Raw genomic sequence first — 26290 nt, forward strand, 5'->3', positions numbered from 1 at the left:
ACCTTAGTGTCCGTTGAACACCACATACAATCCGACCATCACCGCGGCCAGGGCGGCCCAGAGCAGCCGCACGCGCCGCGTGGGCTGGGCCAGCACGCCGTAGTCCACGGCCTGCCGCCGCGCCTGGCCGGCTGGGTCCGTCAGTGAAAGCATTACTGCGGCGATAAACAACACGGCAAAAATGAGAAACGACAGCATCAGGTAGTGCGGCCAGAAGCTGTATTTCGCCGAAGGCAGCACCCACAAATACACCACGCCCACGCCTAGGCTAAACGCCGAACCGAGCGACAAAATCCCGTTCACCGCGCGCTGGGTAGTGCGCTTCCAAAACACCGATAGTAGGAATACCACGGCCAGCGGCGGCGCGATGAAACCCAGCACCGCCTGGAAAATATCGAACAGATTCAGGCCCTTTACGCTGTCGATGGCCAGCGCCACCAGCACCGCAAAGCCGCACCCAACCAGAATGGTAAGCCTTCCCACGGCCTTGATTTGCGGGTTGCTGGCGTTGGGGTTAATGTTGCGGGCGTACACGTCCATCGTGAAAACCGTGCTCAGCGAGTTGAGCGAGGAGCTGATGGTGCCCACCAGCACCGCAATGAGTACCACAATGACCAGGCCCTTCATACCGGCCGGAAACAGGCTGGTGACCATCGTCATGTAGGCCTCGCTGGGGTCTTTGAGATTGGGGAATAAGATGTAGCACAGTATACCGGTGCCGATGAACAGAGGCAGCGACAGGATTTTGAGCCAGCCAATGAAGTTCACGCCCAGCTGGCCCTGCTCCAGGTTGCGGGCCCCGAGCACCGATTGCACCATGGCCTGGTCGGTGCAGAAAAACGCCACCGCCGACACCGGGTAGCCCAGCAGAATGGCGTACCACGGGTATTTGGGGTCGGAATCAGGATGCAGCAGGTTCCAATAATTGCCGGGCACGCTGTGGTATACTTTGCTTAAACCACCCACTTTCAGCACCCCGATAACCGTGAGCGTGAGCGACACGGCAATCAGCAAAATCATCTGAAAAACGTTGACCTTGGCAATGGCCTTGAGCCCGCCTACGAAGGCAAAAAACCCCGCGAACAGCACCAGCACAATCACCGACTGCCACATGGGAATCCCGAGAATCTGGCGCACCAGGAAGCCGCCCGCAAACAAGCCCAGCGACAGCCACGAAATCAGGATTTTAATCAGGGCATACCAAGCCAGAATATTCTGCGTGGAGTCGCCATACTGCCGGCCCATGAAGCCCGGCATGGTGCTCACGTTGGCCGCCAGGTAGCGCGGCGCAAACACCACCGCCAACAGAAACAAAAACACGAAGGCGTACCACTCAAAATTCACCGCCACGATGCCCGTGCTGTACCCGATGCTGGCAAAAGCCAGCAGCATCGACGGCCCCACGTTGGTGCCCCACATGTTGAACCCGATGCTAGCCCACCCCAACGACTTATTGGCCAGAAAGATGGATTCGTCGGGTGTCTCGCGCTGCGACGCGCTGGCTCGGAAGCCAATAATCACGAGGATAACGACGTAGGCCACGACGATGGCGTGGTCCCAGGTGGTGAGGTGGCCGAGTAGGTTGTTGCCCATGAATGGATGGTGGTTTTGGGTGGGATTTGGAGGAAAACCGTCATGCTGAGCGCAGTCGAAGCATCTCTACCGCCGCAGTAATTCTATCCGTTGGGATGCATTTCGCGGTAGAGATGCTTCGACTGCGCTCAGCATGACGGCCTTTTTCGCCGCTTTAATCGAGCACAACGCCATGCTCCGCCAGCAGCGCCTGCACTTTCACCGGCTGGCCGGTGCTCAGCGAGCGGTCCATGGCCTGCAGTAGTGCGATGGTTCCAATTCCCTCTTTCAAATCAGGATACGCGGTGAAATCCTGCTCGATGGAATCGGCGAAATACTCCAGGTAGTTCTGGTATTCGCCGGCGTGGTGGCTCTTGCCCTCGAAGCGGAAGTAGTGCTTGAGCTTGTGCTCCCAGGTAATGAGGCACTCCTCGCCGGTGCGGTCGGTGATGGCGTAGCGCAGGTCCATGTAGTCGCCCTGGCTGGCGCCCTCGGTGCCGCGCAGGATGCAGCTCATCTCCGAGTCGCGCGTCACGGGCTGCACCGGGCCGGTATAGCAGCCGCTCACGCGGGCCACGCGGCCATCAGTGCTTTTGAAGATGAAGTGCATGGTATCCTGGTGCTTCAGGCCGCCCTTGGCGCCGTTGCTGCTCAGCATACCGTAGCCCATCACCTCCTCGATGTTGGGCAGGTACCAGCGAATAAAATCCACCGGGTGGCTGAGGCCGCCGTATAGCCATTTGAAAGCATTTTCCAGGGACCAGCCTTTTTCCAGAAACCAGCGGTGGTCGGCGTGGTAGTAGGCTTCGATGGTGATGAGCTCACCGATGAGGCCCGCCTCGAAGTCGGCCCGCTGCCGCTTCATGGGCTCGAAAAACCGCGAGCTTTGGCCGACGAATAGCTTTTTGCCCGAAGTGCGGCTCAGCTCCAGTAGCTCGTTGGCTTTGGCTAGGTCATCAATGAACGGCTTGGTGCACACCACGTGCTTGCCGGCTCGCAACGCCTGGGCTACGTGTTCGGCGTGCATGTGGTCAGGCGTGTAGATGGCCACGGCGTCGATTTCCGGGTCATCGAGCAGGTCCTGGTACTGCGTGGTGTAATGATGAAAGTTAAATTCTTCGGCGCGGTGCCGGCACAGGTCTTCGTTGCGGTCGCAGATGGTTTTGAGCGTCCATTTCGGGCTGTTCAGGGCGGCCGACATGGTGCTGCGGCCTTCACCGAGGCCCAGGATTCCTAAGGTGAGCATGTGGGTTTGATTATGCGTGTTGAATTATTACTGTCATGCTGAGCGCAGTCGAAGCATCTCTACCGCTTCGTTGCGACGGTATTGATTACTTGAGCAGTAGAGATGCTTCGACTGCGCTCAGCATGACGTTCTTTTTGGCTTAGTCTATCTCTTTTTGGCTTAGTCTATCTTTGGATTAGCACCTGTTGCTTCTGAGCCACCGGTTTCAGGAACACCCACGTCTCACCCGGCTTGGTGCCGGGCAGGCCTTCCTGGTACTGCTTCATCAGCTTGTTCCATTCGTCCACGCGCGGGTTGTTCAGCGAGGTTTTGGGATTCAGCTCATCAAGGCTGGCGCCCTTCGGAATGCTAATAACCAGCATCAGCTGCCGGCCCTGCCGGAACACCAGCAGCTGCTGAAAGCTGGCATTGCAGAAACCCTGTGCCACTTCTGGCCACTTCTGAAACTGGGTGGCGTGGTAGCTCAGGTACTCCTTCCGCTTGACGGGGTCCTTGACCAGATTAGCCGTGAGAATGATATTATCCCACTGTTTGGCAATGGTTTTATCCGAGCAATAATGCCGGTCGAATTTGTAGAAGGGAGCGGCGTAGAATTTTACTTCATTGCCGGCATAAATAGCGGCCAGATTCTTTTGCAGCGCTTGGATGCTGGCGGTTTTGCCGTAGGCAACGAGGTGGTTTTGCCAGCGGTACAGGCCGGCAGTTGACACCTGGTATTTGCGGCACAGCGCCACCAAGTTGCCGGATGGAACCGGCGTTTTGCCGGGACCGATGATTTCTACCGCCGACATCTTTTCGCCGGCTTGCGCCTGGACTAACTGCGGGAACAGCAGCAACAGCAGCAAGCCGCGCAGGCGACGGTTCCCGCAGAGGAGCGCAGAGGTACGCAAAGGACGTTCCATTACAAGGCTTGATAAGTCACCACGTACTCCCGGCCTTTTTCCAGCGTCAGCTCGTATTGACCGCTGCCTTTCGCCACAATTTTGCCGCCTTTGCAGCTCGGTTTTGACTTGCTAGCAAAGCGCAGCGTGCCGGTGCCCACGGCGCCTTTCACCTTCAGCTCCTTTGGCGTAGCCCGCACGGCAATGTCGCCCTGCGGCGTGGGCACGGTGCCTTCCATCCACTGCAAGCCACCGAGGTTGGGCACGATTTCGTAGGTGGCGTAGCCGGGCGTGAGGGGTTTCACGCCGAGGTAGTACTTGCCGAGCAGGTAAATCGGGCTGGCGCCCCAGGCGTGGCACAGGCTCTTGCCGAAGGGCCGGCCGTACATAGCTAGGTGCTCGGTGCCCTTCTTAGTGGGGTCGTATTCTTCCCAAAACGAAGTGGCGCCTTCGTTCAGCATACCGCCCCAGTAGCTCTTCATTTCCTTGAGCACATAGGGCTGCTCGCCCATCGCGCACAGAGCTTCCAGTTCGTAGAAGCGCATGTAGGGCGTGGTGATTTTGGGCACCTGCGGGTTCAGCAGCACCGATTTCTTCACCTGCTGCTCCTGCTCGGGGCTGAGGTAGTCGAAGAAGATGGCAAACATGTTGGCGTAGCGCGTCACGTTGTCGGTGGGCTGGCCGTTGACGCGGCTGTGGACTAGGGCGCCCTTGCCGGCATTCCAGTAGGTAGCGAATATTTTGGCCTTGAGGTCGGTGGCCAACTGCTGGTATTTCTGCGCACCGGCCTGGTCGTCGACCAATTTGGCACATAGGGCCATGCTCTCTAGACTACGACACAGGAGCAGCTGCTCGAAGCTCACTTCGCCCTTTTTGCTCAACCCGTCGGCCCAGTCGATGAACACCCAATCGCCGGCCAGACCTTCCATCAGGCCGTCCTTATTACGGCGGCCGAGGCAGTAGTCCATCAGGCTTTGCATGCGGGGGTAGAGCTGCTGCACTTGCGCTTTATCTCCCGTGTACTGGTAAGCATCGTACACGCTGATGAACCAGTAAAAACTGTAGTCCATGATGGTGTTGATGTGGCTGGTCACCGGGTCTTTGCCGCGCAGGGCAAACTGCGTGCGGTTCACCGTCGGCGTGTCGAAGTAGAGGTAGTAGTTCATCAGGTAGCTCTGGTAGGCGTCGCCCGACCACACCCACCGGTCGCGCTTGATGCCGTCGATGAAAAACTCCCGCGTATTGAGGTGCATGGTGTAGGCCGCCACGTCCCAGATTTTATTCAGCTGCGCATCGGAACAGCGGAATTTACCCCGCTCCGCCACCGGCGCGTACTCATACAGCAGCGACACCGAATCGAGGCGCACGCCCGCCTCCGGCCGGATGTTCACGTAGCGAAAGGCCTTCGATAGACTGGTGGTGCGGTCGCCTTTTTGCGGCTGGTCTACGGGCAGGTATTCCAGCGTTTCGCAGGTTTCGGTGGCTAGGGCCTCTTCCTTCGATTCGCCGAAGTACACCGCCACCTGGCCCTTGCCTTGCAGCCCGTGCAACCGCACGTAGCCGAAGGTTTCGCGGCCAAAGTCCACTACCATGCCCTGGGCCGTGCGCTCCACGCGGGCGGCCCGGCGTACCTCCGTCGGCAGCTTATAGGCCGAGGGCCGCGCCTCGGGCGAATCAAAATTCCAAGTGCCTGCCTGAAGCCACGTAGTGCCCGATTGGTCAGAGGTTTTGCCCGAAGCATCAATCCACTCTTTGTCCTCGTAGGTCACCAGCCACGAGCCATCCGATGCGATAGTCTTGCCATGCACGAACACCGCGGGCGGCGTGGCTTGGTTGTAGACTTTGAGGTTAATCCGGTGCTTGCCGGCGGGCACCGTTAGGCGCGTGGGCGCCCCAGTCAGCGGCTTGCCATCGAGCTTCACGTTGTACTGGCCCTCGGCGCGCAGCTCCACTTCTTCGGGCTGCGCGAGGTCGAAGTCTTTGTGGAAGTCGATGAGGACGTAGTGGCTGTCCATCCGCCAGAACACCGGGAAGAACGTACCGCGCTCGGTGCGCCGATTCTGCATCTGGTTGCCCAGCCAGATTTCGTAGTCGCCGGGGTACCAAATCCAAGTGGCTTTGGGGGCAGTCTGGGCTTGGGCTTGAGCGCAGGTAGCTGATAGTAGCAAAAGCAATGCAGTTGCAACTCGTTTCAGGTATGGTTTTATCATCAGGTGGGTTGATGTTTTCGGTGTCTGGTCGTAATGCAGAGAGTAGCGAAGCATCTCGCCCGCTTCGTTGCAATCGATATTGATTACCACTGCACGCGAGATGCTTCGCTGCGCTCTGCATGACGTTCTTTTCTCGTTCATTTCTGGACTGAGGCTTTCCGCAAATCCTGAAAGGCAGCCTCCAGCCCCGCTGCCTGCTTGATGGCCTCGCTCACCATCGGTCCGTTATTCTTCCACACGTTGCCCGGCCCGTTGGCATTGGCCAGGAATTTCTCGGCCGGGCACCAGTTGTCCTGCACCGTGATGTTGGACGAGCCTTCGTCGAGGTAGAGGTAGAACCAGTGGTCGGGGTCATGCACGTAGGGCGCGCGGCCGATTTCATCGACGCGGTTTTCGGTGATGACCGTGCCGGGCTGGGCCGAGAGCGTGTACACACCGGCCACATCGTAGGTATGCTGGGCGTAGTGGTGAATGTAGTTGGCCTGCACGCGGTTGTCGCGCATGGCGTTGGCGGTTTTGGTCCAGCCCCAGCCCAGGCTGATGCCGGTGTAGGGCACCTGCGCCACTTCATTATGCCGGATGGTGACGCCCCGCACGAAGCCCGCCGCAATGCCCACCGCGCCCCAGTCCTCGTTGCCGCAGTCAGTGACGAAGTTATTTTCCAGCAGCTCATTGGTGCAGATTTCGCGCTCGTCTTTCGGGTTGTAGGGCAGGTGGGTTTCCACGCTTTCGTCGGAAAACTTACCCATTTGAATGCCATTCACGGCCACGTCACGCACGGTGCAGCCGCTGATGGCGTCGTCGTGGGTGCCGCTTTGATAATCCAGCGCAGTGGCGCCCATATGTATGAATTGGCAGCGCTCGAAGCGCGTGTGGTGGGCATTCTGTACCGTTATCCCCGCCGGTGGGCGGCCAATCCAAGCCTGGTTTTCGAGGTCAGCTTTGTCGGGCGTGCCGGGCTTGGCCAGCGAATAGCCATCGAGCAAATACATGCCCGCTTGCAAGGGCACGTGGCCCTGCTCCGAAGGTCGCAGCCAAGTGGTGTAGGCAAACGTCAGGCCTTTGAACTGCACGTAGCTCACCGGCTGGTCGAGGGTACCGACAACCTGCACCACCGTTTCCATGGCCGGCGCTACCACCTGGGCGGTGGCCAGGTTTTCGCCGAGGCGGGGCCAGTAATACACCTGCCCGCGCGGCGCGTCATAAAACCACTCGCCGGGCTGGTCGAGCAGTTCGATGGCGTTGGTCAGATAAAAGGCCGAGCTGCCGTTTTTACCTTTGATGATGGGCCGCGGCCAGGGGTGCTCAAACTGGATGCGGCTTTCGGGCTCCTGAAACGTCACGCGGGCTTTGTCGCCTTGCACGGTCAGGGTTTTCACGCGCAGCACGTTCACGGCCCACATTTGGTGCAACACCATTTCCAGCTGGCCGGGTTGTTTCAAGCCGTTCAGCGCAGCAGCCGGAATAGTGGTTTCGCGCTTGTCAGTGTCCCAGGTGAGCAGGCGGGGTAGGTTGTCGTTGTTGGGGGTGCGGGCGCGGGTGCCTTTGCGGCCATTCACCCACAGCTGGCGAAAGTTGAGGGCGCGGCCCGCCAGCAGCGGCGCGGTAGCCACCCATACCTGGCCCTGCGCAGCAGCCGGCAGGCCGGCAATTTTACCAGCTGATTTATGCCAGCCCGTTACCGGCACGCCACCGCTCAGCACCGGCCGTTCGCCGGGCGCGGCGGCTACCACCGTGGGGCTGGCGGCCGTGCCCGCGTCTTCGGGGCGAAAAAACCACGGTTCCGTCAGTCGGTACTCGCCGCCCTTCAGCCAGATGTGCACGCCATCGGCCGCTGAGGCATCGTGCAGGCGGCGCAGGTCGCGGGCATGGCGCAGGGCAGCGTTTGGGGTAGCCAGCGGCTGGGCCTGGGTGCCCGGATTGCGGTCGGAGCCGGTGGGCGCTACCCAGATGTCGGCGGCGCAGGCGGGCGCGGCACTGAACAGGCTGAGGGCGATGAATAACGTTCGAGTCATGCTGAATGTGGCGTGGACTCTGCGAGTCCGCGTAACGAGCGCAGCGAGTAGTGCCGGCTGCACTTGAATTATGTTTGAAATCAACCGGCGCAGGCGGAGATACTCGCTGCGCTCGTTGCGCGAACTCGCAGAGTCCACGCCACATCACGGTGCCACTGCCTTCGCGAAAACTGCCTGCAAATCCTCGAAGCTGTGCAACGCATTTGCCGGCAGACCCTCCCCTTTCGGCCCGAAAACGCGTTGCGCCTCCTCCTTCTCAACTGTCACTTTCGACTCATCCAGCTTACCCGTTTTATCCTCGGCTGCGGCCAGGTTCAGGCTCAAGTTTTTGGCCATAAACTCGTACATCGCCTGCCGCTTGGATGGGCCGTAGTCGTGGACTTCCTTAGGCAGATGCACGTTTTGCACGAAGCTGGATTGGCCGTAGTAGCCGTAGATTTTTTGCAAATAGGGATAGGCGACTTCGGGTGTCTGGGCGGTCCAGTCGCCGCCGTCGGTGATGGCGAGCTGAGGACGGGGGGCGGCCATGGCGGCAATTTCGGCGTTGTTGGTGCCGTTGCCGCAGAGGTGCACGGGCTGGCCGCTTTCGCAAGGGCAACCGCCGCTGTGGTAGGTCGAAAGCATCACCACCGGCACGCTCACTTTGATTCTGTCATCCAAGGCGGTGAGCAGCATGGTTTGGCTGCCACCGCCCGAGCCGCCCGTGATGGCCACGCGGGTTTTGTCAGCGTCTTTCAGCGACAGCAGGTAGTCCAGCGCCCGCTCGCCGTTCAGGGCCTGCACCGTCATAGCAAGACTACGGCGGTGGTCCTCGCCCTTGAATTGCAGCAGCGACTCGCCCCAGGCAAACAGGTCGTAGCTATACACCATCGCCCCCATACGAGCCAGCGTGGCGCAGCGCAATTGCGCATCGGCCCGGTAGCGCCCGTCGCCAAAATGCCCGTCGGGGCTGATGATGATGGGGATTTTGCCCTTGGCCTTAGCGGGCTTGTAGAGCGAGCCCGTCATGTAATAGCCCGGCAGCGTTTCAATGGCCACGTTCTCCACGGTATAGCCGTCGAATTGACGTTTGTTGGTGATAATAGGCTTGCTGTTTGGCTTAGCTGGCATCGGCGACAGCCGCAACGCCGACCACATGCAACTACGTAGCTCGGCTTTGCGCTTTTCCCAGGTGGCCGCGTCGTGGTACTGGCTGGCCAGTTGCGCCAGTTGCGCCGCCCCTTCGTCGGGCGTTTTGAGGTGGTACTGGAAGGTCTTGATTTTATAGGTTTTATCGCCGGTTTTCGCCGCCTGGTAATCGAACGGGGCCAGCACGCTGCGCAGGGTCTCGTCCACGTCAGGGCGAAAGCGCCATTCGGCGTAAGTCACGTACTTGTCCTTCACCATCGCCGCGTCGGGCCGGATTTTCACCCCGTAGCGCTGCTGAATCTCCTCCAGCACCTGCTGCAAGGGCTCGCGGTACTGGTCGTCGGAGTTCTGCGCCTGGGCAGCGGTGGTGAGGAAAAGCGAACCTAAGAGCAGGCGGAAGAATCTGGACATGGGTGGGAATGCTGTTGGTGTTAGGGGTGCCGCGCTAACGTAGGCGCCTCACCCCCTAGCCCCCTCTCCGAAAAGGAGAGGGGGAACTAGCTCTAGTTTTAGTCTTAGCCTTAGTCCCCTAGTAGGCGTCAGGCTCCCCCTCTCCTTTTCGGAGAGGGGGCCGGGGGGTGAGGCGCCACGTTGAACGAGCCAAGCTCAATCTTTCGTAATCTCCGCCTCACCCACCGGCGCGGTGTACCCCTTCATCGCCGGCCACACGCCGTTTTCAATCTTCACCAGCTTCATCTTTTTAGGGTCGAGCACGGCGTGCTTGATGCGCTGGCGCCGCCAGGTGTACACGAAATGCACCAGGCCGTCCTTGGTCTGAATCACCGACGGGTAGGAGTACTGGCTGATGGGCGAGTCTTCCAAAATGGCCACCGCGTACCACTCTTTCCCGTCTTTCGACACGGCCACGTTGAGTGGGGTGCGGGGGCCTTTGGCGAGGGTGCCGGGGGGTAGCACGTGGTTGTAGACCAGCAGTTGGCGGCCGTCTTTCAGGGTCACGGCGTCGGTGCCGGAGTTGTTGTTGGGCAGGGTGGTTTTGGCGAGGGGTGACCAGGTTTTGCCCTGGTCCGTCGACCACGTTTCGAGAATGGCGCGGTCGCGGCTGCGGCAGAGGGCTTGCAGGCGGCCGTCCTTATAGGTGAGGATGCTGGGCTGAATGGCACCCTGGGTCGCGCCGTTGGGCACGGGCGCGGTCTGGGTCCAGGTCTTGCCGAAGTCCTGCGTGGCCTCAAAATGCACCAGCCAGCCGCCGCTGCCCTCGGTGCTGGTGGGCGAAAGCAAGGTGCCGTTTTTGAGCAGCACGGGCTTGTTTTTCACCGGCCCGATGTAGCCTTCCGGCAGCGCCTGGGCCGCCGACCACGTCAGACCGTTGTCTTTGGAGGTGCGCAGCCAGCCCTTCCACTCCGAGGGTTTCGGACCAATTTTATAGAACAGCAGCAGCTCGCCGCCGGGCGCCTGGTAGAGCACCGGGTTCCAGGTAGGGTAGCGCAGGGTTTCGTTTTGGATGCCGTTGGCCACCTCCACGGGGGCGGTCCAGCGGCCGTTTTCCTGGCGGCTCACCCAGATGCCCACGTCGGGGTTGCGCTCCTTGGTGCCGCCAAACCAAGCGGCCACGAGGCCCTTGGGCGTCTCGGCGATGGTGGCGGCGTGGCTCTCGGGGAAGGGCGCTTTTTCGAAGATAAATTCGTCGGTGACGATGCCCTGTTTCCACGGCTGCGTTTGGGCCGATGCGCCGTGCGCAAGCAGCCCGAGGGCCAGTAGCAAAATGGGGTTTCTCATGGCGGTACGTTGGATGGCCGAAGCCGCTATTTATTGAGTTCGAGGCTGGCCAGGATGAACGGCCCTACCCCCTTCAAATCATTAATTTTGATGCGCTCGCCCACGTAGTATTCATAGGAGCCGTTGCGCTCGGTGCCGGGACCCAGGCCAGCTACTTCGCACACTTGCAGCAGGTTGAGCTCGCCGTCGGGCTTTACTTCGATGAGCTTAGATGTAATGCCGTCGAAGCCTTTTTGGGCCACCGGGCGGTACTTTTTGTTGAGGTAGCCCTTGTTCACGCCCTTGGCCAGCGTGTACACGAACATGCACGAGGCCGAGGCCTCCAGGTAGTTGCCGGGTTGGCCGCCCTTGTCCACCACCTGGTACCAGAGGCCGCTGGCGGGGTCCTGGTATTTCTGGATGGCAACAGCCAGTTGGTCGAGCACCTGCACCAGTTTGGGGCGGTCGGGGTGCTTGGCGGGGAGGTAGTCGAGCACATCGACCAGCGCCATGCCGTACCAGCCGATGGCGCGGCCCCAGAAGTTGGGCGACTGGCCAGTTTGTGGGTTGGCCCAGGCTTGCACGTGCTTCTCGTCCCAGCCGTGGTAGAGCAGGCCGGTTTTGGGGTCGCGCAGGTGTTTTTCGAGCAAGAGCAGCTGCTTGGCGGCCTCATCGAACCCGGCCGGCTCCTTGAAGAAAGCCGCGTATTGGGCCACGAACGGGCTGGCCATGTAGGCGCCATCGAGCCACATCTGGCTGGGGTATTTCTTCTTGTGCCAGTAGCCACCGTCGCTGGTTTTGGGCTGTTGCTGAAGCTCGGCGTGCAGCTTTTGCAGGGCAATTTTATACTTCTCCTGCTTGGTATCGGTGTAGAGCTGGAACAGGAGCTTGCCCGAGTTGATGTTGTCGAGGCTGTTGTCCAGCGGCTTGTAGTCCTTGTTGTGAATCTCGCCCTGGGCATCCACCATTTTGTCGCCGTACTGCTGCAAGGCGGTGCGCAGACGCGAGTCGTGGTTCTGGTGCTCCAAGGCTTCCAGCGAATGCATCAGCAGCCCCTGGGTGTAGCCCCAAGAATCACCTAGGTTGGGGTCTTGCAGCCACGGGCTCCGCTTGAGCACCGACAGCGCCATGCGTTCCGACCACTTGGCAGTGTTGGGGATTTGTGCGGTGGTGGGCGTTGGGGTTTGGGCGTGAGCGGCTGGGACGCTGGCAAGCAACAGCGCGGAGGCTAGGGCTAGGGCCTTTATTTTCTGCTTGGTTATAGCTCGTATTTGATTCATTAAGCGGACGTCTGAACAATTAGCATGTGAGGGTAGTGCAAGAAGCTCGCCGACCGTAGCGCCTCACCCCCTAGCCCCCTCTCCGAAAAGGATAGAGGGAACTAGCTCTAGTTTTTAGTCTTAGCACTAGCCTGGCAGTCGTCAGGCTCCCCCTCTCCTTTTCGGAGAGGGGGCCGGGGGGTGAGGCGCCCCGTTGAACGGAGCGGTAGAGATGCTTCGACAAGCTCAGCATGACGCTCTTTTGGTTACAATCTCCCATCACAGCTTCGCCACAAACGCATACTCCCCCGACCCAACCTCAAACACCGCCCTACCGCCTTCCATCCGCAAAAACTTCACCCCAGCCGCCCCAGAAGCCTTTTTGCCGCCTTCCGTCACGTCCTTCGCATCCTTCGCCGGCACGTACACCAGCGCCTTAGAATTGCCCGGCACCGTGATGTTCCAGGTAAAGCGCTTCGCATCTCGCGTCCAGCTACTGCGCACCAGCCCACGCACCGATTGATAAGAAGCCTGCACCGACGTTAGCTCATCAATTAGCGCGGGTTTCATTTCCAACTCTTGAAAACCAGGTGCGACCGACTTGATGCCTGCCAAGTTCTCATAATCCCAGATGATTAAATCGCCGAGCAGCATCACGTGGTTTTGGGAGTTCATGGCGGGGTCGGCGGTGTTGCCGTTCCAGAGCTCCCAGATGGTGGTGGCACCGTTGGCGGCCATGTAGCCCCAGCTCGGGTAGTCGCGGTTGGTGGCCAGGCGGTAGGCAATGTCGGGCCGGCCCTCAGCGGTGAGGCCCCGCATGAGCCACTGCGTGCCAATGACGCCGGTACTGATGTGGCCCTTGTTTTCGACCAATATTTTATCGGCAATATTCTGGAACACCTTGCCGCGCTCGGCGTCCGGCGTCATGCCGTAGGCCAGGGGTAGCAGGTTGGCCGTCACGGTGTTGTTAGCGTACTGCTGGTTTTGGGCGTTCAGGAACTTCTGGTTGAACGCGTCCTTGATTTTGGCACCTAGGGCGGCGTATTCCTGCGCATCGGCGGGCTTGCCGAGCACGGTGGCGAAGCGCTGCATCAGCGTCAGCAGGTGGTAGTAGGTGCTGGTGGCAATGACCTCGCCGCTGGTGTTGCGGGCGGGGTCTTGCGAGTGGATGAGCTTCTCCGACTCGGGCGGCACGCACCAGTCGCCGTACTTGTCCTTGGTGAAGATATTATTGTCCGTCATGTAGTTGGCGCGCATGTAGGCGAGCCAGCGACGCATCGAGTCGTAGTGCTTGGCGATGGGCTGGGCGTCGCCGTACTGCGAGTACAGCATGTCGGCGATGGTGAGGTAGGTACCGGGCCAGGTCACGTTGTCGCCGTAGTAACGCCAGAAAGCGGGGGCCACGTCGGGGATGCTGCCGTCGGCTTTTTGGGCCTGGGCAATGTCGTCGAGCCACTTCGCGTACAGCCGCGAGTTGTCAAACACGAAGCTCTCGCCATACGCGCCGGTGGTGCGGTCGCCGAGCCAGGGCTGCCGCTCGTTGCGCTGCGGGCAGTCGATGGGCATGCCCTTGTAGTTGCTCCGAATGCCCCAGTAGGCATTCTTATACACTTGGTTAATGGTGGCGTTGGATGTCGTAAACTCGCCCGTCGTCGCCAGGTCGTCGTACACCACGCGGCCGTCAAAATCGGCCAGCGTGGGCGTGCCGGGGTAGCCGCTGATTTCGACGTAGCGGAAGCCGTGGTACACAAACGTGGGCTCCCAGGTTTCGCGGGTGCCGCCGCGCAGCGTGTACACGTCGGTCACGCGGGCATCGCGCAGGTTGGCCACGTACAGCTCGCCGGTTTTTTGCAGCGTCTCGGCAAAGCGCAGCGTGATTTTCTGGCCCCTGGGTCCGGTGGCGCGCATCCGCAGCCAGCCCGCCATGTTCTGGCCCATATCGAGGACGAATTTGCCGCCCGCCAGCGGCTTGAGGGCCACCGGTTTCAGGGTTTCCATCACCTTCATGTTCTCGTTCATCTGGGCTTCGAAGGCGCCGCCGGGCTCCTGCACCAGCTCGGCTTTGAGCCACTTTTTGGCGTCGAAGCCGGCGGTGGCCCAGCCCGGCATTTCCTTGGTGGCGTCGTATTCTTCGCCGTCGTACTCGTTGTTGGCCCGGATGGGACCGTCGGCGGTGGCCTGCCAGGTTTCGTCGGTTTTGATAACTTCGTGGCTGCCATCGGCGTAGGTCACGTCGAGCTGCATCAGCAGCTTGGGGTAGCCGAAGGTCTTGATTTTGTAGGGCTTGTAGTGCTGCCGCATGGCGTAGAAGCGGCCGTTGCCGAGCACCGTGCCGAGGGCGTTGGCGCCGGGCCGCAGCAGCGCGGTCACGTCGAAGGTGTTGTACTTCACGCCCTGGGTGTAGTCGGTGGGGCCGGGCGCCAGCACCTGGTCGCCCACGCGCTGGCCGTTGAGGTACAGCTCGTACAGCCCCAGCCCGATGATGGACGCGGTGGCCTGCGTCACGGGCTTGTCGGCCTTGAACTCCTTGCGAAAATAGCGGGCCGACAGCCGGGCGTGGGTCGATTCATCGTCCCAGGGAAAGGCGCGGTCCAGGCCAATCCAGCGGCCTTTCCAGTCGAGGTAGTTGAGCAGGCCCATGCTCCAGCGGGCGGGCGGACTCCAGGCGGTTTCGCCCTGGTCGGTCCAGGTGCGCACCTTCCAGTAGCAGCGGGCGCGGCTGCGGAGCGGCGCCCCGGCGTAGGCCACGTGCACCGATTGGCCCGACGCCACCTTGCCCGAGTTCCAGAGGTCGCCTTCGTCAGCGGCCAGCTTCTCGGGGGTCGAGGCCACCAGCACCTGGTAGGCGGTTTGGGTGAGGCCGCGCGCGGCACTGCGCAGCTCCCAGCTCAGGCGCGGGGCAGTGGCGTCGATGCCTTCGGGGTTGGTCAGCAGCTCGCAGCGCAGCCGCTGAAGCTGCACAGCGGCGGGCGGCGCGGCCCCCAATGCCATGAGCGACAAACAAGTAAGCAGAAGAAACAGGAGTCGGGCGGTCATAGTCAGAGCCTCCCCCCTGCGCCCGCCCCAACGTAGAGCAAGCGCCTCGGCCACCGGGCCGGCTGGGGGGTGCGCGGGGCGCAGTTCGGCACCCACATAGTTCGGACTTTTTTGCTTCCCGTTATTCTAGGATGTTAGCACGAATCTGGTCAATTTGTGCATGGTGGCAGATAAGACCCTCAACAAACGCTTAAAAGCTACCAGATAGCTATTCAACAATTGCTATTACTCAAATTTTCCAGCAATCCTATACACATCAAATGTAGGCTTGATTACCATTCTCCCAGTTTTGTCTATAAAGCCAACTTTATTGTCTACCTCTACATAGGCTAATCCAGATGAAAACTCACGGGCATAGTCGTATCTAGGCTCAATGATAACTTGACCTCTGCGGTTTATATAACCCCATTTCCCATTCAATTTAAAATTAGCTAAGCCTTCGCTAAAATGCCACAAATCCTCAAATTGAGGCTTTGCAATAATATTGCCTTTATTATCAACCAATCCCCAGCGTCCCTCATAGTTTACGATAGAGCGTTTTTGGCGAAAGATACCGACTGACTTATAAATAGGTGGGACAATTGTATCCATCTTACTATTTAACCATCCTGTTCCTTTAGAGCCTCTGATTATAGAATAATTATCAGGGAAGCTTTTTAACCAAAGTCGTTTGCCTTTTAAATTATCAGATTTCTCAACTATTTCTCCTCGCTTATCAATCACCTTAGAATCCAGACTTAAGGTCAGTACATTCGCGTATTTCGACAAGAATGGATAGCAAGTATCATAAATCAACGGTATCTTGATACGCCCTTTTTTATCTATATAACCGCACTTGTCATTAATAGTTACATCCGACAATCCATTCGAGAACCCCAGAAATACATCATCGTATTCAAACGGTATAATAGTATCGCCTTTCGCATTAATAAAGCCGAATTTTTGGCCATTACTAACCGCTGCTAATCCCTCCGAAAACATATGTGCATCTTTGTATTTAGGCTTAATTAAATTACTTCCCTTTCTATCTACAAATCCATACATACTGTCTTGACAAACAAGCAATTGCTTATTTTCACAGCTATACATGAGCCAATCCCACTTCGGCATTATTACAAAGCTCCCTTTCTTATTGATTACCCCGAACTTATCTCCCTGTTTGATAACTGAGAGCTTCTCTGTTGCACAGGCCGAAAGCAGAGCCAAGACTAGAAGCAGAATAGAACGCATATTACCAAAGGAATCAGGTGGTTGTCATATAAGATGCAAGCACCTATAAACCTCCACATTCGTTCTAACAGAAATTGCAAGCAGCAAATCTTACTTGCTTATTTTCATTTCGTTACCGCAGAAATTTCCGCAGCTTGGACATTACCCCTATTCTCCAACACCTTCTTCCTCAACCACTCCCGCACCGGCTCATCGTACAGCTTCAAGCACACATACGCCAGCGCCACCGCCGCCAGATAGACCAGCGCCGCCACGGGCAAGCCCTCGCGCAAAGACACTTTATGAGTCGCCACCCAGGCCGTGTAGGTGTAGATGAGCGGGTAGTGCGTGATGTAAATCGGATACGAAATATCGCCTAGGAAGCGGCATAGCCGCTGGGCCGCGCCCGAGCGCACCGCCCCGCTGGCCCCGAAGAAGATGATAGCGGGGAAGACGAAAATGATGCAGAGCGCATCGTAGAGCCCATTTTGCCACAGCTGCGCGGGGCGGCCGATGCGGGGCATGGCCAGCACCGCCACCACCGCCAGGCTGCACCACCCAAAGGCATGCGGCACCGGCCGCAGCCGCGCCAGCCGAAACAGCAGCAGCCCCGCAAAAAACGGGTAAGCCATGCGGGCGAAGCCGATGTGCAGCTGCGCAGGCTCCAGCGACCAGCCCCCAATGACATCGCCCTGCGGACTGGTGAGGCCCAGGTGCAGCAGCGCCCCCGCCGCCAGCACCACCAAGATGCCCAGCGCCACGTTGGAGAAGCGGCGCACCACCGTCGCATACAGTACGTTGGCCACGTACTCGAAAAACAGCGACCAGCCCGGCCCGTTGAGCGGAAAGGTTTCGTGCCAGCCCCGCACGTCGAGCGACACCGGCACCGGCATCATCAAGCAGCCGAGGAGCATGACCAGCAGCAGCTTCCACACCGGCGTCTGGCCGATGATGGGGAACAGCGCCGACGCCTGGAAGTAGTACATCGCCGCCCCTATCAGCATACCCAGCACCACCAGGGGTTGCAGCCGCACCAGCCGCCGCTTGAAGAAACCGCCCACCGTGAGGCGGCCCCACCGGTCGTCGTAGGCGTAGCCAATCACGAAGCCCGACAGCAGAAAGAAGAAATCCACCGCCAGGTAGCCGTGGTTTATCACCTGGTCGAGGTGGCTGGTGGCGTGGGCCTCGCACAAGTGAAAGGCCACCACCATGAGCGCCGCCACGCCCCGCAGGCCGTCGAGGATGGGGTAATGGGGTTTGGTAGGTAGCGGGGTGGGCTGCATGGGGGTGGCAAGATAAGGAGCCCGGTCATGCTGAGCGCAGCCGAAGCATCTCTACCGCTTCGTTACCCCTCTTCCGAAGCTCGTCTGGCTTTCAGCTGCTCAATATCTGCCAAGTCCTTTGGCCGCGCGTTGGCTGCTTTATCAAGCAACAGGTCATCAAAGCCGATGAATGGAATACTGACTTCGCCCAAAGCAGCATTTTCTCGGTTTGCGAAAGCTGCACCGAATCTTAGCGGCGCTTTGAGTTCTGGTAGCAGGTCAAGTGTAAAGTCTTCGAAAACGTACCTAAAAAAGGACTTTTTAGGATTTGTTGTCTGCTCTTGTTTGTATTTCGTGACATCTTGTCCAAGTTCTTCCAATGCCTTCAGCACCTTGAAGTAATTGCCGTACGTCGGACTGTACCAGATATCTAAATCGACTTTATCCGCAACTACGCCATTCGAAGCAATTGACCGCCGAAAGTAGCCATGTAAAGCAACCGCAATTCCGCCAACGACGATGTAATCAACATCATGTTTGTTAAGGACGCTACAAACCGTTAGCAGGGCGCTGATTAATTTATTGTCCATTAGAAAGCTTCACTTTTTTCTTGGCAGCTAAATCCTGCTGTAGAAGCTTTATAAATTCTTCAAGCTCTGCATACGCTTTATCCCGCTCGGCTTCGGTCAGTGCATTGGGCTGAACATCTGATTTCAGCTCTTCGAAGCTTGTGTATTTCGTCAGCTTTGCCATGACTGTAATAGTAGCGCTCAGCCCTTGCGACTGAAATGGTGAACCCTGATAAAGATAATAGCGGACAACAAACCAAATTGGTTCGCTGCCCGCCACTTGTGACACTCAAGCTTCAGAAGCTGCTTCCCTCCTACTTCTTACCCACTGCCTTTGGCGCGGGCGCGCCATCCCCCGAGAAATCGAAGTACAGCGTGATTTCCTTGGCGTAGGACGGGTCTTTGCTGTAGTCATAGTACATGTTGGTTTTGCCCATGGGGCCCATGTTTTCGGCTTTTTGCGACTTGGTGCCGATGGGCGTGATGCCGTGCATGAACGAGAGGTTGCCACTGGGGAATGCCGGGGCCGTGTTGTAGGGCTTGGCGGCGAAGCGGGGCGTGAAGAGGCGCAGGTACACGTCTTCCTGGTCGCATACTATCGTGAAGGGCTGGCCGGTGGTTTGGAGCGTGAGCCAGTAGAAGTTGGAGTAGTAGCCCTTGAACTCGGGATAGAGCGGGCTCTTGGTGCCGTCGGGCTCACCGGTGCTGGTGTTGTTGTAGGCCTTGGTCCACACGCCTAGGTTGGTGCCTTTCAGGCGGTCTTTCCAGACGCGGTAGGGGCCGTCGCCGCGCCACTGGATACCGCGCACCTCCTTTTCGGGGTAGTTAAAACTGAGGCCGGCCAGGGCAAAATCGTAGTCTTTGGGGAAGTACTTGGCCGTCATGCGCACCCAGCCCGAGGGGTACACCGTCCATTGCAGCGACTGGTAGCGGCTGGCCTTGCCGAAAGTGGCGTCGATGACCACGTTGGCGCCATCCTGGTGCTGTTTGAGGCCTTCGAAGGCGGTTTCGCCCTCGGCCAGCACGGGGCCGTTGGTGAGCGGGATGAGGCCCTTGGCGTTGCGTACTTGGCGTAGCAGGCCGGTTTTGCGGCTGAAGGTGAGCGTGACGCCGTGGGCGGTAGCGGTGTAGAGCGAGTCGGTTTCGGTAATGGTGGCCGCGCCGGAGCCGGTGGTGGGCACCAGCCGCTGGGCCACCTGCGCGGGGTGGGCAATGGGCCAGCTCCAGGTGTAGATTTCGCGCCCGGCGGGGTCGGTGGCCGTGATGTAGAGCACGTCGGCCTGCGCCCAGTCGGCGGGCAGGCTTAGCCGGAGCGGGCCGTACTCGGTGGGCGCGATGCTGGGCGCGGCGATGGGGCCGGTGCGGGCGGCGGGCGCGGCGGGGCCGCCGGGCGCGGGCAGCTGAGCGAGTTTCCAGGTGAAGCGGCAGGCGCTGAGGTTGGTGTAGGTGAAGCGGTTTTGGATGCGGAAGGTGCCGTCGAAGGCAGGCGTGATTTCGCGGCGCTCGAAGAAGACGGGGCTCCATACTTCCTTGATGGTGAAGTAGCTGCCCTCCTTCTCGCGGTAGGGCCCCAGGATGCCGTCGGGGCCGTGGTCGCCGTCGGTATCGAGGATGCCGCCCTTGTCGGTGCGCACCACGGCAGCGTCGGAGAAGTCCCAGAGGAAGCCGCCGGCCGAGAGCGGCTCGCGCCACATTTGCTCCCAGTAGTCTTCGAGGCCCGCGCCGTGGCCGCCGTCGTAGAGGCCGTGCAGGAATTCGGTGGGAAACACCACGTTGTGGCCGTGCAGGTGGGTGCCGTTGCCGTAGTCGTAGTTGATGTAGTGCTGGGTATCGGTGCCGCGGAACACCTGCCAGGCGTGCACTACAGGCCGCTTTTGCAGGTCCATGCGGTCGAGCACGGGGTCGAGGTCGAAGTTGTGGCCGCCCTCGTTGCCGTTTATCCAGCCGATGATGCTGGGGTGGGTTTCGTCTTTGGCCACCATGGCCTCGGTGAGGGTGGTACCGGTGGGCGTGTTGTAGGCGGCGTGCCAGCCGGCCACTTCATCGAACACGAAGAGGCCGAGCGAATCGCAGGCAGCCAGAAAATGGTCGTCGGGCGGGTAGTGCGACATGCGCACGGCGTTCATGTTCATGTCCTTCATCAGGTTCACGTCGATGATGCTGAGCGCCTTGCTGGTGGCGCGCCCCGACGAGGGCCAGAATGAGTGCCGGTTCACGCCCTTGAACTTGATTTTGACGCCATTTACGTAGTAGCCTTCGCGCTCGCGCAGCTCCACGGTGCGGAAGCCGATGGTTTTGCTGATAGTGTGCACCGCCTGCCCGCCCCGCCGCAGCGTGAACGTGACACGGTAGCGGGTGGGCGTTTCGGGCGTCCAGAGCTGGGGGTTGGGCACGGTGGTTTGGAGCTGCGCGGGGCTGCCCGCCGCCACGGCCGCCCGGAACTCGCTGCCTACTTTTTGCCCCCCTAGGGTGTAGAGTTGGCCCACCACTTCATCGGCCGCGCCGCTGGTAGTCACGCTGGCTTTAAAGGTGCCGTCGGCACGCGCATCCACGGCCGCCCGGCTGATGTGCGCTACCGGCAGCGCCTCCAGGAACACCGGCCGGAATATGCCGCCAAACAGCCAGAAGTCGCCGCGCCGCTCGGCGTCATTCACCGATTCGTTGGCCGAGTGCTTGGCCACGGTGGCTTCGAGCAGGTTGGTTTTGCCGTATTTCAGCAGTTTCGAAATGTCGTACCGGAAGCGGTAGTACGAGCCCTGATGGATGGGGCCAGCCGATTGACCATTGATTTTAACCTCTGTATCGGTCATGGCGCCGTCGAATACTATGTTCACCACCTTGCCCTGCCAGCTGGCCGGCACCTTGAATTGGTACTTGTAAAGCCCCTTTTCCTTGCCGCGCGCGGTGTCCTTGGCGTGCCCGTAGTTGTACTTGCCGAAGCCTTGCAACTCCCAGTTGGACGGCACCGGGATGGTGGTCCACTTGCCCGAATTGCGCCCCGCCGTGCAGTAGAACTGCCACTTCACGGTGTGGTCTTTGTCGGGGCCGGAGAGCAGCTGGGTTTCGGTACGCTGGGCGTGGAGCTGGCTCAGCGGGAGAAGCAAGAGGGCTAGTAGGTATTTGAGCATGTTGTGCGGGCATGGCGCCTCCCCCCCCCCGGCCCCCTCTCCGAAAAGGAGAGGGGGAGCCTGACGACTTTAGAGATGAGCGCGAGGGACTGTTATAGGCTGGCTTTGATGGCAGCTAAGGTTGTTTCGGTTTGGTTGAGGGCTTGCTCGTTAGAGAAGCGGAGCACGCGGTAGCCTAATTCGGCTAATAAGGCAGAGCGGCCACTGTCGTAGTCGGCTTGGTTGGGTTCCAGGTGGCCGGCACCGTCCAACTCCACAATGAGCTTATGCGAGAGGCACACGAAGTCCGCGATATAGCGGTCGATGTTGTGCTGCCGACGGAATTTTACCCCTAGCTGGCCACCGCGCAGTTGTTGCCACAGCTTTTCCTCGGCAGGCGTTGCTTCGTGGCGCATGCCTCGGGCTCGTGCTTTTAGCTCAAGCTTACCATACTGCTTCTTATCAGCAGTAAAGATTTTATCCTGCGGCAAATACAGCTCGGTCGGTTCCATCCGGACAATCAAGTAATAAAGCGAGCAACAACCCAAGTCGCCGTGGCTCCCCCTCTCCTTTTCGGAGAGGGGGCCGGGGGGTGAGGCGCCACGTCAGGGCGTCTTCACCTCCCCCGCCGACGTCTTTAGCGACTTCAGGTAAAACACCGCCAGCGGCTCCGACTCGCCGGCTTTGGGCAGGTCGTAGGCTTGGTCGGCGGGCGTGTCGGGTGTGGGGAAGCGGCGGGCGGGGCCGGTGCGGAACATCACCCGCTCGAAGGATGCAACCGGGGCGAAGAAGATGAAGGTGCTGGTTTTGCCGTTGGCCGTGATAGTGCAGGTACGGTTGGGGGCGTCGAGGGTCACGCGCAGGTCCAGTGGCTGGCCGGCCTGGTACTTAGTCACGCCCTTGAAGCGGGCGCCGGCTTTGTAGCTCAGCGTGCCGGTAGAGTCGAAAGAAAGCTGCACGGCGGGCTGACCCTTGGCATCCTGAAACTCGATTTGCAGCAGGCCGTGGTCGTTTTGGCCGGGCACCACTGACAACTCGGCCACCAGTTGCTTGCTTTCGGGGATGATGCGCTCGGCCTTGGCGTAATCGAACTTATCGGCATCCTTCAACACCAACGCCTTGCTGCCATCCGGCAGCTTGCCGATTTCGACGGGAGCCTGCACCAGGCTGTAGGTGTTCCATTGGTCCAGCTCCTGCCCGGCGGGCAGCTGGGCAAAAATCTCATTGGCGTGGCTGCTGGCGGTGGCGCGCACGGGCACCGGCACCGAGGCCACCCACAGGTCCTCTTTGTTCACGCTGTAGCTCACCCACAGCTTTTTATCGGGCGGCACGCCGTCGCCTTCCTGGATGCCGCGCACGTACTGCGGGCCGTAGCTCTTGTAGTTGCCGCCGTAGCGCATGGGCGTGATTTCGCCGTGTACCAGCCAGAGGTCGGTGTAGTCGAGGCCGTTTTCGCTGGTCGAAATAGCCAGCGGCCAGCGGAATTCCGATGGGTTGTACACCGTGGCATAGCGGCCATCGGAGGTGCGCTGGCCCCATATTTTGGCGTTGCTGTTCACGAAGTGCGGCGCCCGGATAACCGGGTTGGGCCAGGTTTTACCGCCATTGGGACTGATGGTGGTGAGGGCGTGCTTCCAGAGGCCCACCACGCGCTGCCCATCGGGCAAGTGATAGTAGCTGAAGGCTTTGTAGTCCTTCTTGATGGGAATCAACGGGTCGTTGCGGTCCTGCTCCTCCACCATCTGCTGCATCATCAGCGGGTTGGCCAGGATTTCCTCGCAGGCGGCCACGAAGCCCTTGTCCTTGCTGGTGGTGTAGAAGGGGTAGGTGGATTTCGACTTATCCCAGGTCTTGTTGTTCCGCAGGAAATAAATCGGGCCAAACTTGCCCCCCGGCAGCACTTCGCGCACTACCCGGCCGATGCCTTGCCCGTCGTTGGGGTCATCCTTGGCATCGAGGGTCACGCCGTAGTAGCCCAGCGTTAGCAGGCGGTTTTTCTTCGAGGTATAGAAGCCTATGCGCTGGTGCATCACGGCCACCAGGTTTTTGGCCACCTTGCCGGGCTGGTCGGGCTTGGTGAAGCCGTCGGGCACCTGGTAGGGCGGGAAAATGACGGTGGGGTTGGTCCAGGTATAGCCGTCGCGGCTGGTCAGCAGCAGGGTGCGGCCGGGCGGCACGTGCTCGCCCACGGGGTTGCTGAGGTATTGGTAGTAGAACTGCCCCTGCCAGTAGGCCAGCATGGGCGCGTGGTTGTAGGTCCAGCCCTCGCCGTTGGCGGCGTCGGGGTGCTCGCGGTTGGCGCGCAGCACCTGCCGGCAGTGCGTGCCGATGGCCGGCCGCAGCTGGCCGTGGTGGTAGTCCACGTTGCTGAGCGTGGTGCCGGTGTAGCGGATGGTTTCGGGCGCGGTTTGGGCGTGTGCAGCGAGGGTTGCCAGCGTCAGCGTGGCCGTCAACCTCACGAGACCCCTCCGGGGCCGGCCCCCTCTCCGAAAAAGAGGGGGAGCCAGACGACAACAGATGTCTACCTGCGTCAGACTCCCCCTCTTTTTTGGAGAGGGGGGCCGGGGGGGTGAGGTTGACGGCCGCGCCGAAATGCAGAGAATTTTCTCATTGTTTTCCAGTAGCTGAAGTGGCAGCCGCCCCTCCCACCGGCGCGGTCTGCAACAGATTCTTGAGCGTTTTGCGGGGCACCATGAAGATGGTGCCGTGCTTGTGGCCCGTTGGTATACTGACCTGGGCCGAGACGTCCGTGAAGGTGAGGAAGTCGCTGGTTTTGGCCGCGCCGTACTTCTTCTCCCGGTAGGCGTCGTAGTAAATCAGCCACTGATTATGCGGCAGCTTGGCCACGCTGGGGCCTTCGGTGAAGTTGGCCGTGAAGGGCGCCGAAACCTTCGGGAACGGGCCGGTAGCCGTGGGCCCGAAGGCCACTTTGATGTCGCGCTCGGGCCGGGTGTTGTCCTTCACCACCAGCACGTAGTCGTCGACGCCGCGCCGCAGCACTTCCGAATCGATAGCGCTGAAACCGGGGTCGAGGTAGAGCTTGGTAGCCGAGAAGGTCTTGAAATCCTTGGTCGTGGTGTAGTAGAGGCGGTGGTTGTTGTCCTCTTCTTCTTGCCCCTTCGGGAAGCGCAGCGGGATGGTGCTGGCCCACACGATGAGGAACTGCTGCGTGGGCGGGTCGAAGAAGATTTCGGGCGCCCACACGTTCACGGTGCCGGGTTCGTGGCTCATCACATCGATGAAGCGCTGCTCGCTCCAATGCACCAAATCCTTGGAGCTGGCGTAGCCGAAGCCCTTATCACCCTTCCAGCCGCAGGTCCACACCAAATGGTAGGTGCCATCTGGCCCTTGCGCGATGCTAGGGTCGCGCATCAGCTTGCTGGGGCCCACCTGCGGCGTCAGGAACGACTTGCCCGCGTCCTGCCATTTGTAGCCATCGTAGCTGTAGAGGTAGTGGAGCCCGTCGGTAGCCGGCTCGCGGAAGGAGGTGAACATGTACGCCTCTTTGGCGCAAGAACTCAGCAGCGTGGCGCTGCCGAGGATGAAGCAGGACTTAAGAAGGGGGTTGAACACGGCGCTTTAGCTGATGGAGTCCAGAATCAGCACCCAGTCGTTGCCGTCCTTCTGCTCGCCGGGCGGGTTGAATTCCTGGGTGCCTTTATTCGGAAAGGTACCAATGGCCGTGGTTTTGCCATCGCGCGGACTGTACCACGAAGCTTTCACTTTGGCGCCGGAAATCTTGCCCATGTTCACCTTCATATTTCGTCCGTTGTAGGTGTAAACGAAGGCGTAATTCTTGCCTCGCGTAGCCATCAGGCGGTTGTACTTCTCCCCTGTTTCGCCCGCAATCAGCGACTGGTCCGGCACTCGCGCAAAGTAGTCGGGCCGCGAGAGCATCAGTTGCTTCAAATACTGCATCTGCCCCGAGCCGGGCGCGTGGATGGCCGACGACCACAGTTCCTTCGAACCATAAGCGCTGCCCTTGTCGAAGCTGCTGTGCATCTGCATCACCGAGTTCTGCCCATAGGTGTAGCCGAACGCGCCCGCAAACACCGACCAGTAGCCGTAGCGGCGCACGTCGGCATCGGTCCAGCGGGGCTGGGTAATGTCGTGCAGGCCGTGCGGAATGCCTTCGTAGGAGGGCTCGCCGTCGAGGGAGGGCTTGGTGGGTTTCAGGGCGTAGTCTGCCTGCTGGTAGCGCCAGTTGTCCTGGCCGTAGTGGTTGGTTTCATTTTTCGACGTGTCCTGTTCGTAGCGGCGGTGGCCCGACTGGTACATGTTGAAATCCAGCCAGCTCGCATTATGAAACCAGTCCGACGACTGCGTGCGGCCCCGCGGATGGTAAGTTTCCAAATGGTTCGGGTCCACCGTTTTGAGCGTGGCGCCGATGGTGTTCCAGACCTTAAGCGAATCGGAGCCGGCAATGTCGCCACCATTGAGCCAGATGATGTTGGGGCGGTTTTTATACCGCTCGGCCAGGAAAGTGGCGTATGTTTTGGCTTGCGACTGGTTCACCTTGCCGTTCTTCACGTTGGTCCCCCACACGGGCACCATGCCCATGTATAGGCCCTTTTTGGCGGCCAGGTCCACGATGTAGTCGACATGGTCCCAGTAGTCGTACTGGGCGGCGTCGGTGGGCGAGTTGCCGGGCGTGGTGAGCGGCCGGGCCACGTTGGCGTGTACCATGGCCGAGTCGCCGTAGACGTTGGCGATGGGTACCTGGTGCAGCACCATTACCTGGATGACGTTGAAGCCTTTTTTGCGGCGGTCTTCGAGGTAGGTTTCGGCTTCCTCGCGCTTGAGCTTGCTGAAGAGTAGCCAGCCGGTATCGCCCAGCCAGAAAAACGGTTTGCCGCTGCCCGTCATCAGGTAGCGGCCATTGGGCGATACTTTGAGCGGGCCGGTGGTATTGGCAACTGGTGCAAAGGATACTAGTAGCAGCAAAAGCAGCGCAGAGAAGCGTGTTTTTATGGTCATTCGGTTTCCAGTAAGCTCCCGGCCTAAGCAGAAGAACGTCATGCAGAGCGCAGCGAAGCATCTCGCGTGCAATGGTAAACAATCTGATTAGTGGCACACGCGA

Annotated in this window: 18 protein-coding genes; all 18 read right to left on the reverse strand. The window is 59.8% G+C overall.

Annotated features, from left to right (window positions below; genetic code table 11):
* Window positions 1-3: 3 nt before the first annotated feature.
* The 18 genes from MUN81_RS15980 to MUN81_RS16070 all read right to left on the reverse strand — a co-directional run bounded on the left by MUN81_RS15980 (window position 4) and on the right by MUN81_RS16070 (window position 26187).
* The gene (locus MUN81_RS15980; protein ID WP_245112084.1) at window positions 4-1593 is read right to left on the reverse strand and encodes a sodium/solute symporter; all 1590 of its coding nucleotides are present in this window, start codon (window positions 1591-1593) and stop codon (window positions 4-6) included.
* A gap of 154 nt (window positions 1594-1747) precedes the next feature.
* Entirely contained in the window at window positions 1748-2818 is a 1071-nt protein-coding gene (locus MUN81_RS15985) for a Gfo/Idh/MocA family oxidoreductase (RefSeq protein WP_245112085.1), read from the reverse strand.
* A gap of 164 nt (window positions 2819-2982) precedes the next feature.
* The gene (locus tag MUN81_RS15990; RefSeq protein WP_245112087.1) at window positions 2983-3720 is read right to left on the reverse strand and encodes an L-rhamnose mutarotase; all 738 of its coding nucleotides are present in this window, start codon (window positions 3718-3720) and stop codon (window positions 2983-2985) included.
* Window positions 3720-5867, reverse strand: a complete 2148-nt coding sequence (locus MUN81_RS15995) for an alpha-rhamnosidase (RefSeq protein ID WP_245112089.1) — start codon at window positions 5865-5867, stop codon at window positions 3720-3722. Before MUN81_RS15995 ends, MUN81_RS15990 begins: the two co-directional genes overlap by 1 nt.
* Before the next feature lie 179 nt (window positions 5868-6046).
* Window positions 6047-7924, reverse strand: a complete 1878-nt coding sequence (locus tag MUN81_RS16000) for a right-handed parallel beta-helix repeat-containing protein (protein WP_245112090.1) — start codon at window positions 7922-7924, stop codon at window positions 6047-6049.
* A 144-nt stretch (window positions 7925-8068) separates the two neighbouring features.
* Window positions 8069-9463 carry an acetylxylan esterase gene (locus MUN81_RS16005; RefSeq protein WP_245112092.1) on the reverse strand — a complete coding sequence of 465 codons (1395 nt, stop codon included), beginning with the start codon at window positions 9461-9463 and terminating at the stop codon, window positions 8069-8071.
* 195 nt (window positions 9464-9658) lie between these two features.
* Window positions 9659-10789, reverse strand: a complete 1131-nt coding sequence (locus MUN81_RS16010) for a sialidase family protein (protein ID WP_245112094.1) — start codon at window positions 10787-10789, stop codon at window positions 9659-9661.
* A gap of 26 nt (window positions 10790-10815) precedes the next feature.
* The gene (locus tag MUN81_RS16015) at window positions 10816-11985 is read right to left on the reverse strand and encodes a glycoside hydrolase family 88 protein (protein ID WP_245112096.1); all 1170 of its coding nucleotides are present in this window, start codon (window positions 11983-11985) and stop codon (window positions 10816-10818) included.
* 321 nt (window positions 11986-12306) lie between these two features.
* Window positions 12307-15018 (reverse strand): alpha-L-rhamnosidase, encoded by a 2712-nt coding sequence (locus MUN81_RS16020; protein ID WP_245112098.1) that lies wholly within the window; start codon window positions 15016-15018, stop codon window positions 12307-12309.
* 270 nt (window positions 15019-15288) lie between these two features.
* Window positions 15289-16269 carry a WG repeat-containing protein gene (locus tag MUN81_RS16025; protein WP_245112099.1) on the reverse strand — a complete coding sequence of 327 codons (981 nt, stop codon included), beginning with the start codon at window positions 16267-16269 and terminating at the stop codon, window positions 15289-15291.
* 128 nt (window positions 16270-16397) lie between these two features.
* The gene (locus MUN81_RS16030; protein WP_245112101.1) at window positions 16398-17555 is read right to left on the reverse strand and encodes an acyltransferase; all 1158 of its coding nucleotides are present in this window, start codon (window positions 17553-17555) and stop codon (window positions 16398-16400) included.
* Between the two features lie 62 nt (window positions 17556-17617).
* A complete protein-coding gene (locus MUN81_RS16035) occupies window positions 17618-18124 on the reverse strand; it encodes a hypothetical protein (RefSeq protein WP_245112103.1) in 507 nt (168 codons plus the stop codon).
* Window positions 18114-18287: a hypothetical protein gene (locus MUN81_RS16040; RefSeq protein ID WP_245112106.1), complete on the reverse strand. Its 174-nt coding sequence runs from the start codon at window positions 18285-18287 to the stop codon at window positions 18114-18116. The genes MUN81_RS16035 and MUN81_RS16040 overlap by 11 nt, the downstream gene beginning before the upstream one ends.
* A gap of 130 nt (window positions 18288-18417) precedes the next feature.
* On the reverse strand, window positions 18418-21207 hold the full coding sequence (locus tag MUN81_RS22740) for a glycoside hydrolase family 2 TIM barrel-domain containing protein (protein ID WP_280638204.1): 2790 nt from the start codon (window positions 21205-21207) through the stop codon (window positions 18418-18420).
* A 116-nt stretch (window positions 21208-21323) separates the two neighbouring features.
* Entirely contained in the window at window positions 21324-21722 is a 399-nt protein-coding gene (locus MUN81_RS16055) for a DUF559 domain-containing protein (RefSeq protein ID WP_245112108.1), read from the reverse strand.
* 93 nt (window positions 21723-21815) lie between these two features.
* Complete coding sequence (locus MUN81_RS16060) at window positions 21816-23669, reverse strand: six-hairpin glycosidase (RefSeq protein WP_245112115.1); 1854 nt, start codon at window positions 23667-23669, stop codon at window positions 21816-21818.
* A gap of 148 nt (window positions 23670-23817) precedes the next feature.
* Window positions 23818-24783, reverse strand: a complete 966-nt coding sequence (locus MUN81_RS16065) for a glycoside hydrolase family 43 protein (protein WP_245112117.1) — start codon at window positions 24781-24783, stop codon at window positions 23818-23820.
* A 6-nt stretch (window positions 24784-24789) separates the two neighbouring features.
* Window positions 24790-26187 carry a glycoside hydrolase family 140 protein gene (locus tag MUN81_RS16070; RefSeq protein WP_245112128.1) on the reverse strand — a complete coding sequence of 466 codons (1398 nt, stop codon included), beginning with the start codon at window positions 26185-26187 and terminating at the stop codon, window positions 24790-24792.
* Window positions 26188-26290 lie beyond the last annotated feature (103 nt).

The sequence above is a fragment of the Hymenobacter sp. 5317J-9 genome, from assembly GCF_022921075.1.
Classification (GTDB): Bacteria; Bacteroidota; Bacteroidia; order Cytophagales; family Hymenobacteraceae; genus Hymenobacter.